The 16,772-nt window shown below is 44.3% G+C and carries 11 protein-coding genes and 2 pseudogenes; 2 read left to right on the top strand and 11 right to left on the bottom strand.

Annotated elements, in window-relative coordinates:
- A partial coding sequence (locus RID09_RS09770; protein ID WP_446335754.1) for an RNA-guided endonuclease InsQ/TnpB family protein occupies positions 1 to 837 on the top strand: 837 nt, incomplete at its 5' end.
- Between the two features lie 167 nt (positions 838 to 1,004).
- Here RID09_RS09770 and RID09_RS09775 read toward each other — a convergent pair.
- The 6 genes and pseudogenes from RID09_RS09775 to RID09_RS09800 all read right to left on the bottom strand — a co-directional run bounded on the left by RID09_RS09775 (position 1,005) and on the right by RID09_RS09800 (position 7,287).
- The gene (locus RID09_RS09775) at positions 1,005 to 1,232 is read right to left on the bottom strand and encodes an indolepyruvate ferredoxin oxidoreductase subunit alpha (protein ID WP_446335755.1); all 228 of its coding nucleotides are present in this window, start codon (positions 1,230 to 1,232) and stop codon (positions 1,005 to 1,007) included.
- A 49-nt stretch (positions 1,233 to 1,281) separates the two neighbouring features.
- Positions 1,282 to 1,487, bottom strand: a pseudogene (locus RID09_RS09780) (helix-turn-helix domain-containing protein); the annotation flags it as partial.
- Between the two features lie 419 nt (positions 1,488 to 1,906).
- Entirely contained in the window at positions 1,907 to 3,112 is a 1,206-nt protein-coding gene (locus tag RID09_RS09785) for a hypothetical protein (RefSeq protein ID WP_446335756.1), read from the bottom strand.
- A 58-nt stretch (positions 3,113 to 3,170) separates the two neighbouring features.
- Positions 3,171 to 3,272, bottom strand: a pseudogene (locus RID09_RS09790) (MerR family DNA-binding transcriptional regulator); the annotation flags it as partial.
- Between the two features lie 209 nt (positions 3,273 to 3,481).
- Positions 3,482 to 5,674, bottom strand: a complete 2,193-nt coding sequence (locus RID09_RS09795; RefSeq protein WP_446335757.1) for a right-handed parallel beta-helix repeat-containing protein — start codon at positions 5,672 to 5,674, stop codon at positions 3,482 to 3,484.
- Positions 5,675 to 5,913: 239 nt separating this feature from the next.
- Positions 5,914 to 7,287, bottom strand: coding sequence for an aldehyde dehydrogenase (locus RID09_RS09800; protein ID WP_446335758.1), 1,374 nt, complete (start codon positions 7,285 to 7,287; stop codon positions 5,914 to 5,916).
- Positions 7,288 to 7,353: 66 nt separating this feature from the next.
- Between RID09_RS09800 and coaE the strand changes: the two genes are divergently transcribed.
- Complete coding sequence (gene coaE / locus RID09_RS09805) at positions 7,354 to 7,959, top strand: dephospho-CoA kinase (protein ID WP_446335774.1); 606 nt, start codon at positions 7,354 to 7,356, stop codon at positions 7,957 to 7,959.
- Positions 7,960 to 7,975: 16 nt separating this feature from the next.
- Here the strand turns inward: coaE and RID09_RS09810 are convergent, their stop codons facing one another.
- The 5 genes from RID09_RS09810 to RID09_RS09830 all read right to left on the bottom strand — a co-directional run bounded on the left by RID09_RS09810 (position 7,976) and on the right by RID09_RS09830 (position 16,734).
- The gene (locus RID09_RS09810) at positions 7,976 to 8,173 is read right to left on the bottom strand and encodes a hypothetical protein (protein ID WP_446335759.1); all 198 of its coding nucleotides are present in this window, start codon (positions 8,171 to 8,173) and stop codon (positions 7,976 to 7,978) included.
- A 49-nt stretch (positions 8,174 to 8,222) separates the two neighbouring features.
- Complete coding sequence (locus tag RID09_RS09815; protein WP_446335760.1) at positions 8,223 to 12,236, bottom strand: S8 family serine peptidase; 4,014 nt, start codon at positions 12,234 to 12,236, stop codon at positions 8,223 to 8,225.
- 689 nt (positions 12,237 to 12,925) lie between these two features.
- The gene (locus RID09_RS09820; protein ID WP_446335761.1) at positions 12,926 to 13,699 is read right to left on the bottom strand and encodes a helix-turn-helix domain-containing protein; all 774 of its coding nucleotides are present in this window, start codon (positions 13,697 to 13,699) and stop codon (positions 12,926 to 12,928) included.
- Between the two features lie 131 nt (positions 13,700 to 13,830).
- A complete protein-coding gene (locus RID09_RS09825) occupies positions 13,831 to 15,225 on the bottom strand; it encodes a TldD/PmbA family protein (protein WP_446335762.1) in 1,395 nt (464 codons plus the stop codon).
- A gap of 144 nt (positions 15,226 to 15,369) precedes the next feature.
- The gene (locus tag RID09_RS09830) at positions 15,370 to 16,734 is read right to left on the bottom strand and encodes an RNA-guided endonuclease InsQ/TnpB family protein (RefSeq protein ID WP_446335775.1); all 1,365 of its coding nucleotides are present in this window, start codon (positions 16,732 to 16,734) and stop codon (positions 15,370 to 15,372) included.
- Positions 16,735 to 16,772: the final 38 nt, after the last annotated feature.

Here is a 16,772-nt window from a genome sequence, read left to right on the forward strand (position 1 = left end):
GGCTGGAAACTATCAGAGAATCGTGACTCAATCACATTCACCGATGGATTTAAAGCCGGAGAATTCAAGCTCTACGGTACTCGCGACTTAAACTACTATCAACTAACTCAGATAAAGCGAGTTAGGGTAGTACGCCGTGCCGATGGATACTATGCCCAATTCTGTATTGACCATGACAGGACTGAAGATAGGACTCCGACAGGTCACAACGTAGGGTTAGATGTTGGTTTAAACCATTTTTATACCGACTCAGATGGTCAGACAGTTGACAATCCGAGATTCTTGAGAAAGTCAGACCAAGCACTGAAACGACTTCAAAAACGAGTATCCAAGAAGTTTAAGAAAGGTCAACCACAATCTAACAACTACAAAAAGGCTAAGCAAAAGTTAGCCAAAAAGCATTTGAAAGTCAGTAGGCAGCGTAAAGACTTTGCGGTAAAGACTGCATTGTGCGTAGTCCGGTCTAACGACTTGGTAGCTTATGAAGACTTGCAAGTGCGGAATATGGTCAAGAATCATCACCTAGCTAAATCAATTAGTGATGCAGCTTGGTCTGAATTTAGGCGCACTCTTGAGTATTTTGGCAAAGTATTTGGTGTAGCAACGGTTGCCGTTAAGCCTCACTACACCTCTCAAAACTGTTCCAACTGCGGCTGTGTTGTAAAGAAAACGCTTTCAACACGAACCCACAAATGTAAATGCGGGTTTATTTTAGACCGTGATTGGAATGCCGCGATAAACATACTCAAGGAAGCACTTCGTACTGTAGGGCATACAGGAACATTCCAGGAATACTGGATAAACGCTTCGGGACAACTCGCCCTATGCGTGTATTGATGAGAATCAATACTCTAAGGTGGTTGGATGAGCGAAGAATCCCCCGCGTTTTTAACCGGGGGAGTGTCAAATGAGCTAATAATACCAAATGAGCTATCTGTTTTAACCCCCTGCTTCCCCTGCTTCCCCTGCTTCCTTCACCCACCACTTATTCAGCAGACCCTAATTTATTGGGGTGTTTTCTGTAACTCCGGTCGCTCTTCCGGAACGATCGCGCCTTCTACGGGACATACCTGTAAACATATACCACAATCTATGCAGGTATCGAAATCAATCCAATACCAGTCTGTCCCCTTGACATTTTTGCCAGGACCTGGGTGAATGCAAGCAACTGGACAAGCATCAACGCAATCTGAAACCCCTTCACAGGTTTCCGTAACAATAGTGTGAGACACAGTATTCCCTCTCGTAGTTACATAACATTTGGCAAACTTGACATCCTCCTTGGGTTAACCATTCCCTAGGTTGAGTTTTCTTTGCTTGAGTAATACGAACCTTCTGTAGCTCACTATATTCTTGGGCAACTTCTCTGAGTGCTTACACAAAGCCAAAGCATCATTCCAGACTACCCGCACGCACCTAAACAGCCGCGCCAAGGATTGACGCTGACCTGGTGTGGGATAGATTCGATACTGATACCTTGATTTCATGCCACAAGGGTGAAGTGCCTATTATCTTACGGAGCGTGGGATGGCTTTATTCGGAGAAAAAGCCGCCCTAGAAGGACGGGGCTTGAGACCCATTATTTCCGATCATTTCGGTAAAGGGTTATCCCCCATAGCTTTTATGTTACTGCATTAGACACCGTTCCTAACCGCTAAAAAATATCTATGCAAATATATGCAAGATAGGCCGTCATGCGGTACTAACGACTTCCTGTCGGATTTTCACCGACTTTTCCGGTTCTTCCGGACTTAGTATGCTAAACTATCAGCTTTGAGGACTTATAAAGCTTAACATACAAGGACTGTAGCGCCTAAGTCCATCAAAAGGACTTGAAATATGGGAAGAAATGGCTAAAGCTCTTGCTGTCCAATATTCGGATTAATAAAACTAACAATTTAGCATACTAAGTACGGAAGACCCGAAATTTAGAGTAAGCAAAGTTACTCAACATACGCTTGTGCCGAACATTTAGTTCACGCAACCGTTTTTTCTTGTCGCTAAAGTCAAGCCTTTCAACAACAATGGGACGCTTATGCTCTAAGGCTAAATTGGTAAGTTGAGTAATGACATCAATTAAGATAGCCTCAGTACGTCCTTGGGGTTGAGAGTGGATATTAACCTTGAATTGACCAAAGCCACCCAGATTTCCGTCCTTATCAGCCATTGCCCAACCGATGCAGCTCGGATTGAGGTCTACACCGATGGCTCCCCAATGAATGGGAGCAGTTATTCTGGGAGCGGGGTTGACATCAAAGGTGAGATGGATTTCCCACTCCGTTAAACTTTTTTGGATGAATCGATAGGTTAAGGCTTGCCTGTTGTACCAAGCTGTTGCTAGATTATCGGTTCCATGCTTGGGTAAACGGATAGGAAACTGAATATATTTTCCATATCGCTTGGACAAGTGATATGGAACTCGAATATGAAGTTCCTTGCCAATCAAATCTAACTGGCAAATCTGATTTCCGTAGGATTCATCCTTAGAGCCAACCATCTCCACGGTATATTTGTTGCCCAGGTTTACGTGCAGGGAAGATGCCTTGATGTGGGCAATATAAAGCTTTAACTTGTGGGCGTACCGTTTCTTCTGATGGAGTTTAACCTGGGCTTGCCTGTATAAGGTTAAATGATGGGCGCACCGCATTGGACAAGCATCTGGATACATAGGCTTGAGGGACTTGGGAATTTTCTTCTTTTTCCCCCGGTTCACCTGTTCTACGGCTTGTAAATATTTGCGGTGCCAAGTAATTTTCTTTTCTAACTTGCCAATAACTTCTGTTGTGTGTTTGAGTTTACCTTGCAGCAATTCTAAGTGATTACTACGGCACTCCGACGCAGACTTTATCGCACCTTCAACGTAAGCGATGATGCTATTCGCCTGTCGCTTGTTGATGTCATGATTCTGCTGTAGTTGAGTATTGAGCTTTGACTTACTTGGGGGGTCTTGTCCCAGTAGCAATTTTAAGCACTCAATCTTGGCATCATAGCCGAGTGTCGCAGCGTCATTCAAAAATGCAACCGCCCATCGGTTGGTTGTTGTGGTGACATAAGTGCGGGACTCGGCTTGGCTCACTGACAGTGAGAAATCTTTGCTTTGTGTATTATACAAAGATTTCTCACTCTGCGTCAACTAGGCAATAAGCTTCCAAGACTAAGGCTTGTCGTTCTCGATCTGACTGGATTTTGCCTTCTTTCTCCCATCGCCTCAAGGTATCTATCGACACTCCTTTTACGGCGGCGGCTTCCCCTATAGACAACAATCGATCCATATATTAGTTTGTCATGAATGCAACTCGGTATGAGGCGAAGCCTGGAAAGCCGGATGCGAGATCGCACCAACAGCCTGTAACGAGACTTGGAAAACCAGGAAGATCAGCAGTTGACAGACATTACTGCGGCGGGCATGGAAATACTTGAGCAGCTTCGTAGATACGATGAAGCAGGGGGAGCAGAGGGAGCTGCGGGAGATGTTAGCTGTTCATTTATTTCTGCCTTCTTGCATTAATTTTATTTGAATACGGCGAGAAAATTCGGATGTGTTCCCACTGAAGTCAGTGGCAGTTGCGGTTATCGATTGTCCCACGACTTTAGCAGATAAAACGGCAGTGAATGAAGCTTCTCCACGGTTATCTGTCGTTACAGATATTGACCCTAAAGGAACTTCACCTTCACCATAATTGGATAGATCAGCACTTCTATTGGCAAAAAATTCTAAGGTGAATTGGCTATTAGGATTGCTAACCAGTATTCCTTGAATTTCAATGTTATTGTTTTTTACCTCTGCGCCTAAGAGAGTGGGATAATTTTGGAGTTGATTTGAGCCAGAGTCTAAATCTAAAGCATCGTTATCAATCGGTACAGACGTTGATAAAGGACGCCCTGTCTCCCCATTCAAAAAGACATCGTGAGATGTTGAACGATTTTGGCTCAAACTAATTCCTAAGTCTTTATTGTCAAACAAACTATTCCTTTGGATCAAATTATCAATTGCGTCAGCCATTCCCCCAGGAACGGTTTCCCTCGTCGTAATTTGAATGCCATTAGCTCCATTATGGTGGATTATGTTATTTAAAATTTGGGTGTTAGTAATAGAGGCATTAAACCCTGCTTCATCCCCCCTTGCTTCTAAACGAATTCCATTATAACCATTATTCGCGATCGCATTCCCTGTGATCCGCGTTCCCTGAATCAAAACATCCATCAGCGGTAATACAGTACCGGGAGTGTAAATATTAGAAAATATGGCAATTCCATCACCCCCATTGGCGATATTAATTCCCCTGGGATTGATGCCAATATAATTATTTTCAATCCGGTTGTCCCAGGGCTGTGTACCAAATCCTCGGTAGATATGAATTCCGTGGCGACGATTCCCGCCGATAACATTATTGCGAATTTGGTTCGCGGGCTTCTTAATGCCAATACCATCCGTGCTTAAGATAGGACTTAATGCCACTGTGCCTGTAATGTCTGTGCCAATTAAATTATTTTCAATGGTATTTTCAATTGCCCCCCATTGCAGGGTCAGATTGGCTTCTGTATTTCCTTGGCAGCGAGCATTCCCGGAAATTAAATTATAGCGTACCTTGTTCAGGCGTGAAGGTGCATCAGAGCGGGTTCCACCAATCAGAAAACCATCAATACAATTACCTAAAGCGACGGTTCCGGTATAATCAGTACCAATATAATTACATTCAACTAAATTGTTGCTGGCATAATTGGAAAGCCAGACATTTGTCGTGTGGCTTCCGGCGATGACATTACCTCGAATAGTATGGTTTTGGGCAGGATATCGAGAATCTAAAGCGGCAAAATTGCCATTCCCAATCACTACACCATGACCCCCTTTTTCAGTGGTATTACCCAATACCTCTTTACCTGTATAATCAGTACCAATAAAATTATTTACAATAGTATTGCCTTGCTGATCGGCATTGGCATCACCGTTAAGGAGGATGCCTAAAAATTGATTCCCAGAAATAACATTGTTTTTAATGATAGTATTATTGGGATTTGTGGTGTTTCCCGCCTCAATCACCACACCTCGGTTATTACCAAGGGCGACTGTGCCACTGATATCCGTACCAATATAATTGCTGTCAATGATAATGTGGCTGGAGTTATTTAAGATTTCGATACCAGAACGTTGAAACCGATTAATTACCAGTCCTCTTATGATAACCTGCTCCGCATCAATGGTAATACCACTTACTTTACCCGCCGCCGCACCGTTTAACTCAATTACAGGACGACTAATTGTTATTCTTTGAGCTGGAAGAGGAACGCCCATTGGGTTGGGACAAGTTAGGGAATGAGTTGCGGTAGTTTGGAAACCGGGTTGAGATGTTCCATCAATAACCACCGCCTCTGTTAGAGTTGGTAATGGGGAATTGAGGATAATGCTGGGTTGAATTGATTGAATATTGAACGCGATCACATCAATGGTAGGATGGGGAGAACCTGTCCTACAATCGCCGTTTGTAGTATCCCTATTCCTGTTGGCGTTGTTAATCGCTTCGCGCAGGGTGCAATTGCCATCACCAGCGTTGATATCATCGGCAGTTGTATTAACCACAATACCAGCGGTTTGTGCCACAGCACTATCCATGAGTGGCGACAAGCTGCTAACCAATAAACCAATAGATGCTAGAGTTTTTAGGCGCGTATACATAATAACTTTTTCGGCGTAGTGCTATCCCCAAAATAATTGATAATGCCGTTGATAGTGTTAGCCAATTATAGAAGGAAATGGTATTAGGATGATTAGGATGAGGAATAAAAAGGTTTTGACCCAACTCGCTTTCTCATCGGGGATGGCGTCTGTGTAAGGGCGGGTTTTACTATGATTGTTTCTTACCTCAGCCAGCAAAATGTGACTAAACCCACCCCGATTGGGTTTTGAGTTTTAAGCTAGCCAATGATTCGCTTAAACAATGACAACTTGCTATTGTAAGGTGGATACCGCCAATTTAAATCGAACCAAAATCCCTTTTTCAATACACTCTTAAAGTGAGAAAATGTATCAAAACTGGCTTTGCCGTGATAGTTCCCCATTCCACTATCGCCAACACCACCAAAAGGTAAGGTTGTCACTCCAAATTGCATCACGGTGTCATTGAGACAGACGCCACCGGACGAGGTTTGCTGCAAAACTTGTTGCTGTTTGTGTTTATCTTTGGAAAATAGGTAGAGGGCTAAGGGTTTAGGGCGAGCATTAATCTGCGCGATCGCGTCATTGAAATTGCTATACTCTAAAACAGGTAAAATCGGACCAAAGATTTCTTCTTCCATGATCGGTGAGTCCCAAGAAACTCCATCAATCACAGTTGGTGCGATATACTTATCTTCTGGTCGAGTTTGTCCGCCAATGACAATTTCTCCGTCCTTCAACATAGAAACCAGCCGATCAAAATGTCGGTGACTAATAATTCGCGCATAGTCCGGACTTTTCTCAGTTTCCTGACCATAAAAGTCTGTAACACATTTTTGCACTTCTGTCAATAGGTCTGACTTAATTCGGCGATCAACCAACAGGTAGTCTGGGGCGATACAGGTTTGTCCCGCATTCAGATATTTTCCCCAAGTAATCCGTTTAGCCGTGTCTTTGAGATCAGTATCCGCATCGACAATACAGGGACTTTTACCGCCTAACTCTAACGTGACAGGCGTCAGATGTTTCGCGGCGGCTTCCATGACTATTTTGCCGATCGCGGTTCCCCCGGTAAAAAAGATATGGTCAAATTTTTCAGCCAAAAGTGCTTTACTGGTATCGGCGTCACCTTCGACAAGGGCGATATAAGCCGGGTCAAAGGTTTTGTGGATCAGGTTGGCGATCGCGGCTGAGGTATGGGTAGAGATTTCCGAGGGTTTGAGTATCGCACAGTTTCCCGCTGCGATCGCGCCGACTAAGGGAGAAATTAATAACTGGAACGGGTAATTCCAGGGGGAGATAATCAGCACCACACCCAAGGGTTCAGGATAAATCTTAGCCGAGGCGGGGAATTGTTCTAATCCGACAGCCACCTTTTTCGGTTTAACCCAAGATTTTAGGTGCTTGATGGCGTAATTAATTTCCGTAATCGCCGCGATTTCAAAATAGGCTTCAAACTCCGGGCGCCCTAAATCAGCTTTGACTGCATTGATAATCGCCTCTTGATCATCAACAACGGCTTGTTTGAGTCGTTTTAGCTGTTCCATGCGCCACTTGACATCCTTGGTTTGTAAAGTGGCGAAAAAATCCCGTTGTTTGCGGATAATATCAGTAACTGGTACTTGGGTCAGCATTCTGGCGTCCTTTACGGCTTCAACTTATACTTATTGTGATAGCTTACTCTAGCCTTGAGTGAATCAATCTTGAATCGGATTATTGGGTTAACCGGAGGGATTGGCACAGGCAAAACGACGGTTTCTAATTATCTTGCCGATACCTATCAGCTTCCTATTTTAGATGCGGATATCTACGCCAGAGACGCCGTGCAGCCCGGTTCACCGATTTTGAACCGGATTATTGCCCGCTACGGTTCTGATGTACAATTGCCTGATGGCACACTGAACCGCAAACGCTTAGGGGAGATAGTTTTCCCGCACCCAGGGGAACGCCAGTGGTTAGAACAACAGATCCATCCCTACGTGCGCGATCGCATTAAGTCTCAAGTAAATACCTTAGAGTCTCCGACTGTGGTTTTAGTGATACCCTTATTGTTTGAAGCCAATATGACGGACTTAGTGACAGAAATCTGGGTTGTCCATTGTCCCCAGGAACAACAAATCCAGCGAATTCGAGAACGCGATCGCTTATCTGTTGAACAAACTCAATCTCGGCTGGATAGTCAGCTTCCTTTAGCCGAAAAAGTGGCGCGTGCTGATGTGGTTTTAGATAATTCCTCCACTCGCAAATTTCTGTTGCAACAAGTCGATCAGGCTTTAGCAAGGAATGGTAATAAGCAATACACATAATTCTATTTTTCTCAACCTAAATAACTGGCTCGACGTCCGAGTATTCACCGGAACAGTTAACTGAAAATGCCTTATCTTGATCCGGTGAAAAGAAAAAGACCCGAAATGCCAATACGATTAGGCTATCATGGATGCGATCGCTTCCCTGACACCAACCTTTAAACACCTGTAATCCTTGTAGGGGCGGGTTTAGTAACTTCGTGAACATTGTCACCAGTAACGCCTCCACAAAACCCGCCCTGATTCAAATTGTTGGCATTTTGTTAGATCAAGACAGATGCATCAGCCGTCAAGGTACTCGCATTTACACCCGTCAAAACCGCTAAGGTTTCATCATTAAAATCAATCCAGGTATTCTTCCCATGTTGAGAAATCGACAACTGATCAAACGTCAGTTCACCAGACAAGCCTAACAAATCCTCAGCAATGTGGAAATCGCGAATTTTGTCTGTTCCTTCACCAACAGCTAAGACAAACGTATCATAACCTTGACCCCCAATTAACTGGTCATGACCCAAACCTCCCCAGAGTAAATCATCGCCATCATCACCCCAGATTTTATCATTACCCTCTTCACCGAAAAGTTGGTCATTCCCACCTTTTCCATACAGTTTGTCATTGCCGGTGCCACCATAGAGGATATCATCACCCGCGATCGCACCACTTAAGCAACCCTTATTCAAGTCACCTCGTAGGATATCATCACCCTCTGCACCATAAATTACATCATCACCCAAACTGCCAATCACGGTATCATTACCAGCATCCGCGAAGATGAATTCATCCTGTTGATTAGAACTGACTAATTTGTCATTCTCTGGAGTCCCTTGAATCGTATATGAGATAACCGCTTCAACGGTTCCATTGGGAATCGATAATCCCAGATTTGTCCCACTATTAGATGTGAATGAGAAGTTATCAATCAGCAGTCCTGAATCCACGTAATCATCCCCTGCATCCATTAAACCCACGCCAATGGTAAATATACCCGATTCAGTAAACTGATGGGTAAATGTGCCATAGCCAGTTTGAGAACCAAAGGAACCCGTGAAACGGCTAAAATTACTACTCGTATCCGCTAGTTCGGATAAGACACCTGATGTAATGGAAACAAAGCCAAAATCACTGAAACTGCTGGAATTTTCTTCATTAGTAATCAAGTTCCAGTCAAAGCTAATACTGTCCCCCGCCTGAACTTTTATCGGTTGAAACTGTAAGCCAGAACCTTCAATAACATCACCGTTACCAAAATTATCTAACGCGCCAGCAGTTAAACCAAAAAACTGTTCCATATCGGTATCACTCACCGAACCCACACCATTAGTAATGAAAGCTTGGTAATTCCCATCGGTGGGATTACTACCAATAGAATTGGTTTCAATTGTGGTATTACCAATTGTCGTCCAGTTGGTAAAGTCCCCATTTTCAAAGCCAAAGTTGAAGAAAGGATCAAGGGTGATTTGGAAATTATCAACGAGAAGTCCCGAATCAACACTACTATCATCGGCATCGACTAATCCCAAACCGATGGTATAAGTTCCGGCTTGGGTAAACTGATAATCGAATGTGCCGTAATTAGTCTGCTTGCCAAAGGAACCCGTAAACCGATTAAATTGCTGGTTGGTATCTGTCAGTTCGGATAAAAGGGTGGAACTGATGGAAATAAAACCAAAATCGTTATAGTTACTGGGAGTTTGCTCATTGGTAATAAAGTTCCAGTCAAAACTTACAATATCTCCCTCTTTGACGGTAATCGGTGTGAGTTTGAGGGCAGAACCTTCAATCGCATCCCCATTACCCAGATTGTCTAAGTCACCTGAATTCAATCCCAGGAAGGTTTCCAAATTACTATCACTAACGGAACCTTGACCATTTGTTATTAAAGCCTGGAATGTTCCATCTGTAGGCGTACTGCCAATAGTAGCGGTTTGGATTGTCGCATCACCAATACTGTTCCAATCGGTAAAGTCTCCGGTTTCAAAGCTGAAGTTAAGTTGGGGCGATAAATCCTCGATTTGTTGGTTGCCAAAGTTAATATTGGTGATGATTTCTCCAGAACTCAGGTTAATGGTGTGAGTTCCAGGGATAAGGTTACTGGTAGATGGGATAGACGCGACACTTTCAGTGTCTGATTCATAGATGCCAATCAGAGTTTTTGAAGCATTCGATGGATCGATTTTGTAAAGCTTACTGTAGATGTCGTTAACGCCGTATATGAAACCATCTGGAGCAAAATCAATTTCATACACCGAGCTTCCAAATGAACCAACTGTAGATAATATATTTCCTGTTGCTGGGTCAATTTTCACGAGATCAAACCAGGAACCGTAAAGTGTGCCATCGGGAGCAAAATCGATCCCCCAAGTAGTATGAGAAATTGTACCTACTTGAGTGGCAAAAGCAGTTGCTGGGTCGATAGTGTAGAGAATATTCGTGCTAGTTGCGTTCCCATACAAAGTTCCGTCTGGAGAAAAAGTAATACTTCTCATCAAGATAGAACTATTGGTAGCACTATGAATTGTGCCAATAGTGGTATAAGAACCATCCGTTGGATCAATAATTCGCAAGGAAGAACTAGCACCATAAAGCAATCCACTGGTTGGATCAACATCTAAGCCAGTATAGAAATTAGACTTACCTATAAGAATCTCCGCCACTGGATCAGTTTGTAATTCAACTAAGCTGTATTGGTTAATTCCACTTCCTGTACCTGCTACCAATTTAAATGACATATCTGAACCCGGAACGGTTTGTTGCCAACCGGGTAGTAATACCTCAGCTACGGTGTAAGTATCAGCCGTTAGTCCAGTGAACGAATAATTACCGTTAATATCAGTAATTGTCGAAACTTCACCCGCATCCAATTGACTATTCTGATTCTGATCTAAATAAATAGTCCAACCGCTTAAACCTGGTTCATTCGCATCCCATATACTATCCCCATCAATATCATTCCATTTACTCCCGTGAATCTCTCCTAAAGGAGAGGGTGGCGGTGTCGTTGGAGTCAAGGCATTATTAGCATTTAATCGTCCACCGGTTACTGTATTTCCCTGCAATGATGAAATCGGATCAACGGTACTTAAAATCTGATTTTTTACCTCCGAAGCACTTAATTCGGGATTTTGTGACCAAATTAACGCCGCTACCCCAGAGACATGGGGAGTTGCCATAGAGGTTCCATTTTTGCTACCGTATCCTCCCCCCGGAATGGTACTGTAAATATCTACCCCTGGTGCGCCTAAATCAACAGAAGTGACGCCATAATTGGAAAACGACGCCAAATTATCGCAATCATCAGTAGCGGCGACACAAATAATATTATCCAGGTCATAGTTAGAGGGGTAATGGGGAGTAACATCGTTATTATCGCCAATACCATCAAAGCCGCCGTTACCTGCTGAGGAAATAAATAACTGTCCGGCTTGACCTGCTGCCGCGATCGCGTCGTATAATCCTTGAGAGTATGAAGGAATGTGCCAACTATTATTCGTCAGGTTAACGCCCATTATTGTGGCATATTCTACTGCCTGAATCGCATCGAATGTATCTCCACCACCGTTGGCATTTATCCACTTGAGTGCCATTATTTTGGCATAGGGAGCAACCCCAATCACCCCACTATTATTATTGCCCTTAGCGGCAATTGTACCAGCGACATGAGTACCATGTCCTTGATCATCCCAAGGATCACAATCATTATTGGCAAAGTCCCAGCCGTAGTAATCATCAACGTAACCATTGCTATCATTATCAATACCATCGCCAGGAATTTCTCCAGGATTTGTCCACATATTGTCATTTAAATCTGGGTGAGTATAATCCACCCCCGTGTCAATGACTCCTATCACCACATTATTTCCTGTGGCACTATCCCACGCTTCTGGCGCGTCGATATCCGCATCTGGGATACCACCCGTTTGTCCGGTATTATTTAACCCCCAAAGTTGGTTGAAATCTGAATCATTGGGAATTGTAGTATTCAGACTAATTGTATAATTCGGTTCAATATATTCAATTAGCGGATGATTACTGTAGGTAGCAATCGCTTGGGCAACACTCAATCCATTCAGTTGCCAAAGTTGCGTGCCTAACGTATTCGTTGATTCGAGTACCGAGGCTTGTAGAGTTTCTTGCAAGGTTTTAATCTGGGTTGACTCAATTCTTGGCTTGAGCTTGACAATCACTTGACCGGATAGGTAATCTGTACCTTCAACGAGACTATTCAGATTAAATGAGGCGATATTGAGTTCTGGAAACAAATCATTAGTAGACATAATTTTAACCCTCAATAGAGTTGGCTTGTATAGTGTTCCTTATCAGTCATGCTGTAGAGACGAAATCTAATTATTCCAGCCTAAAATTGTACCGAGTTGAGCAACTGGGTATTTTTAGCAACCTTGGGTTGGGAAACTTGAATTCTTTGGACTGTCTGTTCCCAATCGACTCTATCTCTGACTCAAAGGGACTTATGCAGTTTCACCCTGAGTTTTGCTAAATAAGTTTGGGGAACCAAAACACGAATTTTTTCTGAAATGCTTATTCCCTATAGAGTTCTCAGCATTATCGTCAACATTATTTTCTGGTAATCGTAGGGATATCGATTACAAACCTTCACGACTTACTCAGAATTGAACCGCGAAATTAGCGATACAAACCAATATTTGTTGCAAAACTTTACTCTTGCTGAACTGTGAATCAAACAGAACGAGTTAGACGATTTATATAGCAACCGCCATAGCTCATTTATTTGCTATTAGTCTAAGGCGGGACATTTTGGTTAGGAAAGGGAACAGGGAACAGGGAACAAATTGTCCCGGCTTGAGTTGGTAACCGGAAAATTTATCACCATTAGTATGGCACAGCCCCCTATTTTAGGAGTTTCTATCAATTTCTAAGCGTCCAAATACTTGGTAGTCATGGCTTTCAGCAATCAGCGTTGATGGAGCTTTTGCCAACATGAGCATTACCAATCCTGTGTTGGAGTAAAGGTTACATCTTTTACTTCACCCATCTCTCCCAATGGTTTCGCTGTTTTCTGATTTAACGATACCCATACCGCCCCCGCATTTCCGGATCGGATAGTTAATTCATTTTTAGCGTTCCAACTTTTGGGAGAATCGTCCTCAGTTAAGATTCCCTCAAACTCAGTTTTACCATCAACGCTAACTCGCACCCAGGATTCCCCTTTCGTTTCTACTGTAATTTGAACCGGGAAAGTGGGATCAGAGACAGTCGGCGCAGGGGTTGAGGTGACGACGGGTTGGTTGGGATTAAGCTGTTGCTCAATTGTCACAGACTCTTGAGCGGGTATAGAGGGTTGGGGTTTGAAGACTTGGTTGAGCAGATACACCAATCCGCCGATCGCGACTATCCCACCAATGCCAATGTAGAGTAGAAAAGGTTGACGCGATCGCGAAATCCGGGCGGACTCAGAAATTTCGGCTTGAGAGTCAGGAGAATCAGAGGGTGGCGATACAACCTCGGTGGCAAAGCTTTGAATTAACGTGGTGCTGTCTAAGTTTAGCGTCTCAGCATACCGCCGAATAAACCCCTGAACAAAGACAGGTTCAGGTAACTCCTCACACCGTCCAGCTTCTAGCGCTCTCAACGAGCGTAAGGAGATAAATGTTTTGAGAGCAATTTCCTCAATTGATTTCTCCTGTTCTTCTCTACAGTTTCGTAAATAGGTTCCTATATTTCTAAGTTGCTCTTCTTGAGCCGTAGTTAAATGGTTCACCTGATCAGCCTATCTATCAAGGATTACACATTTATCGCCAATAGCGACCCCAGTATATCACCTGTCTGCTGCCCGTTGTCTATTACCCATGATAAAAGGACAGTAGACAACGGACAAATGACTTGAAAAAGCTACTGGCTACCCCCTACGACAACATTGCGAATCCGTAAAGAAGGACCCCCACACCCTACCGGTAAGCCACTCTGTCCCCCTTTTCCACAACCGCCTGACTCATCCCAATAGAAGTCATCACCGATCGCTTCGATATCGCCTAAGGTTTTAAACACATTACCGGATAAAGTCACATCCCGCACCGGTTCAGCAATCTGTCCCTCGCGAATCATCCAGGCTTCACCAGCGCTAAAGGTGAACATTTCCCCATTTGTCATACCCCCTAACCAGTTGCGGGCATAAACCCCTTCGCGAATCCCTCGGACTAAATCCTGCACCGGGGTTTTGCCGCGTTCAATCCAGGTATTGGTCATACGGACAATGGGCGGATAGTGGTAGTTTAGACAACGGGCATTTCCCGTAGGGGCTTCGCCTAACTTGCCTGCAGTTTCACGGGAATGTAGACGTCCCACTAAAATGCCATCTTTAATCAGTTGAGTCGTTGTTGCCGATGTTCCTTCATCATCGTAGCAATAGCTACCCCGATGTCCCTCTGGGGCGGCACCGTCGAAGATTTGCAAATCCGGTGGACCAAAGCGACGCCCTTTGCTCATGACTTCCAACAAATCGGGGTTTTCATACGCCATATCCGCTTCTGAAAGATGCCCGAAGGCTTCATGAACAAATAAACCAGAGAGGATGGGATCAATAACGACAGTGTAAACCCCTCCCCGAACGGGTGACAGAGACAAAGCATTGACCGCCCGTTGCGCCGCACCCTGCACTTGAATGTCAAGATCAGTGAGATCTTCGTAGCCATTGCGAGATCCGGTGGTTTCTCGTCCCGTCTGTACAATCTCATCCTTACGGGCGGTAGCCGAGAAACGCATTTCTAGATCTGCCCAAGATTGCTCAATCAGAGTGCCTTCGGACGTGGCAATAATGATCCGTTGGTTATTATCACAGTAGCGCACAGAGGTTGTTGTAATCTGGGGGTCAAAGCTTTTGAGCAATTGGTTATAGCGATCGCACAGGGCTTTTTTCTCCTTTAGGGGAATCATCCGGGGATCAGTCCCGGTTAGGGGGAGTTGGCGAGTATCTTGCACGATCGGAATCGGGGCAAGTAGGGTTTCTCCATCCCCGACAATTCGGGCGGCGCTAATCGCTTCTTCCAATCGATCCTTAAGGCTAGAGAGTTGGTTGAAACTGGCAAAGCCCCAACCGCCTTTATAACATGCTCGCACCTGTCCACCAATAGAAAGCCCTTCACTCAAGGTTTCTACCTTATTGCCCCGCACCATAATGCTGGTTCCTTCGGATTCTTCTAAGCGAATCGCTAAGTAATCCACGCGAGAGCGATAGCGAGCGATCAGGTCTGCAATTAAATTTTGAGTATCCGCGAGTACAGTAGGCATGGTCTAGGGAACAAGCGTTAGGAACTGCTTCTATTGTGCAATGACTCTAGCCTTGGCTGCTATGTTTGTTCCCAATCCGCTGTTGTTGACATCTCCTCTCCTTAAAAGAGAGAGGATTCTGAGCTGATGTGAAGCGACAGTCTTTCAAGCTGTCGCTTCACATTTCTCACGATATGATCGTTTCAAATTAGTAAACAGGTCATATCGTTTCGGTAGTGCCAAACTACCTCTACCCACCTTGGCTAGGTCTATTCCTAACTGTGTGGCTACTTTTTTGATTATGTTTGCTGCCCCATTACAGTCAGCATTGATTAACTGACCGCTAGATGCTCTATACAAACCACGTTTCACTCTCGTCCCCGATGGCGTCCATCCTACGGGTTTTTCACCGTGCTTCGGTAATGAATCACCATCTAAGAATGATGCTTGGCTTGTATGCGCCTCCTCGGTCAGGGTTAATACAATCCCATATTCTGTGCAAAGCTGCTTGAGACGTTCAATCAGTCTGCCTGTGGGGATGGGCATGAAGTTTTGGTTCCCACGTTTACCCATCTGGGGACTGTTTTTGATCCCCTCGTTCCAGCCGATAACCAGATTACCGATCCCGTCAGCCAAGCACCGATTAACGATGAATCGTGCTGCCTTATTGATGGCGTCCCGCATCTGGCTATTTCGCTTGCGCTGCACCCGGTCTAGGTTGTCATCCCAGTAGAATTCGGACTTATTCTGTTTGTACTTGGCAACCAATCTGCAATACCCCTGATTCATTGATTTGAGCTTGCGCCCATCAATGATCAGACTCTTCCCCTGAGTTGATACCCCAGTTAACCAATTGGTGCCACCGTGGTCAAATCCCCAGGCTTGAGAGTAATCTAGGCTTGGATTAACCTTAATGGGTTCCTTCCCATCATCTATTACCCAGTCAATCCAAAACTCACGCCCGCAAGGACGAACCGTTACTTCTTTGACCCAATCTGAATCAATAAACTCCGGCAATGGTAACTCAATCTGAGTGATTAGTTCAGGCTTGGATTCTTTGCTAATGGATGGGCTCAAACAGCCATCTTTGTAGGTTAGAGCTTGTCTGGGAAAAGTTACCGCCGCCAAGCCGCCTTTTTTTCTGTAGCCAGGTAACGATGGACGATTAACATCTCCCTGATAATAGGCGTTAACCAAGCCGTTGTAACTTTTGATTGACTCGCCTACAGATTTCAGTGTTTGCTGTGCAGATTGAGCGGCTAGCGCCTTATAATGTGGGTTAAGCTTGAGCTGCCTGTCTAACTCTGGGTAAGTCGTGCGACACCTGTAAAGCTTCCAGCCACACCGAAACTCATCGCCGAGCCAATAAAAAGCAAGAGCGTTGGGCTGTTTTTCCCTCCACTGATAATGAGTCTGCCTGGTGTGATAAATTGCACAATTAATTAGACTATTGGCATTTTGGCATTGATCTATCCAGTACGCTTTTTCTTCATCCGTAAACTTAGGTTTAATCGGGATAGTTCGATACAGTTTCGATCACCCCCTTTATTACTTTCTATTGTATATCA

This window comes from Coleofasciculus sp. G1-WW12-02, assembly GCF_040219735.1.
Lineage (GTDB): Bacteria > Cyanobacteriota > Cyanobacteriia > Cyanobacteriales > Coleofasciculaceae > Coleofasciculus.

Bases quoted from the DNA above. Each gene is read 5' to 3' on its own strand.
- RID09_RS09800 (WP_446335758.1), bottom strand. From the start codon at position 7,287: ATGCTGACCCAAGTACCAGTTACTGATATTATCCGCAAACAACGGGAT.
- RID09_RS09815 (WP_446335760.1), bottom strand. From the start codon at position 12,236: ATGTCTACTAATGATTTGTTTCCAGAACTCAATATCGCCTCATTTAAT.
- RID09_RS09825 (WP_446335762.1), bottom strand. From the start codon at position 15,225: ATGCCTACTGTACTCGCGGATACTCAAAATTTAATTGCAGACCTGATC.
- RID09_RS09795 (WP_446335757.1), bottom strand. From the start codon at position 5,674: ATGTATACGCGCCTAAAAACTCTAGCATCTATTGGTTTATTGGTTAGC.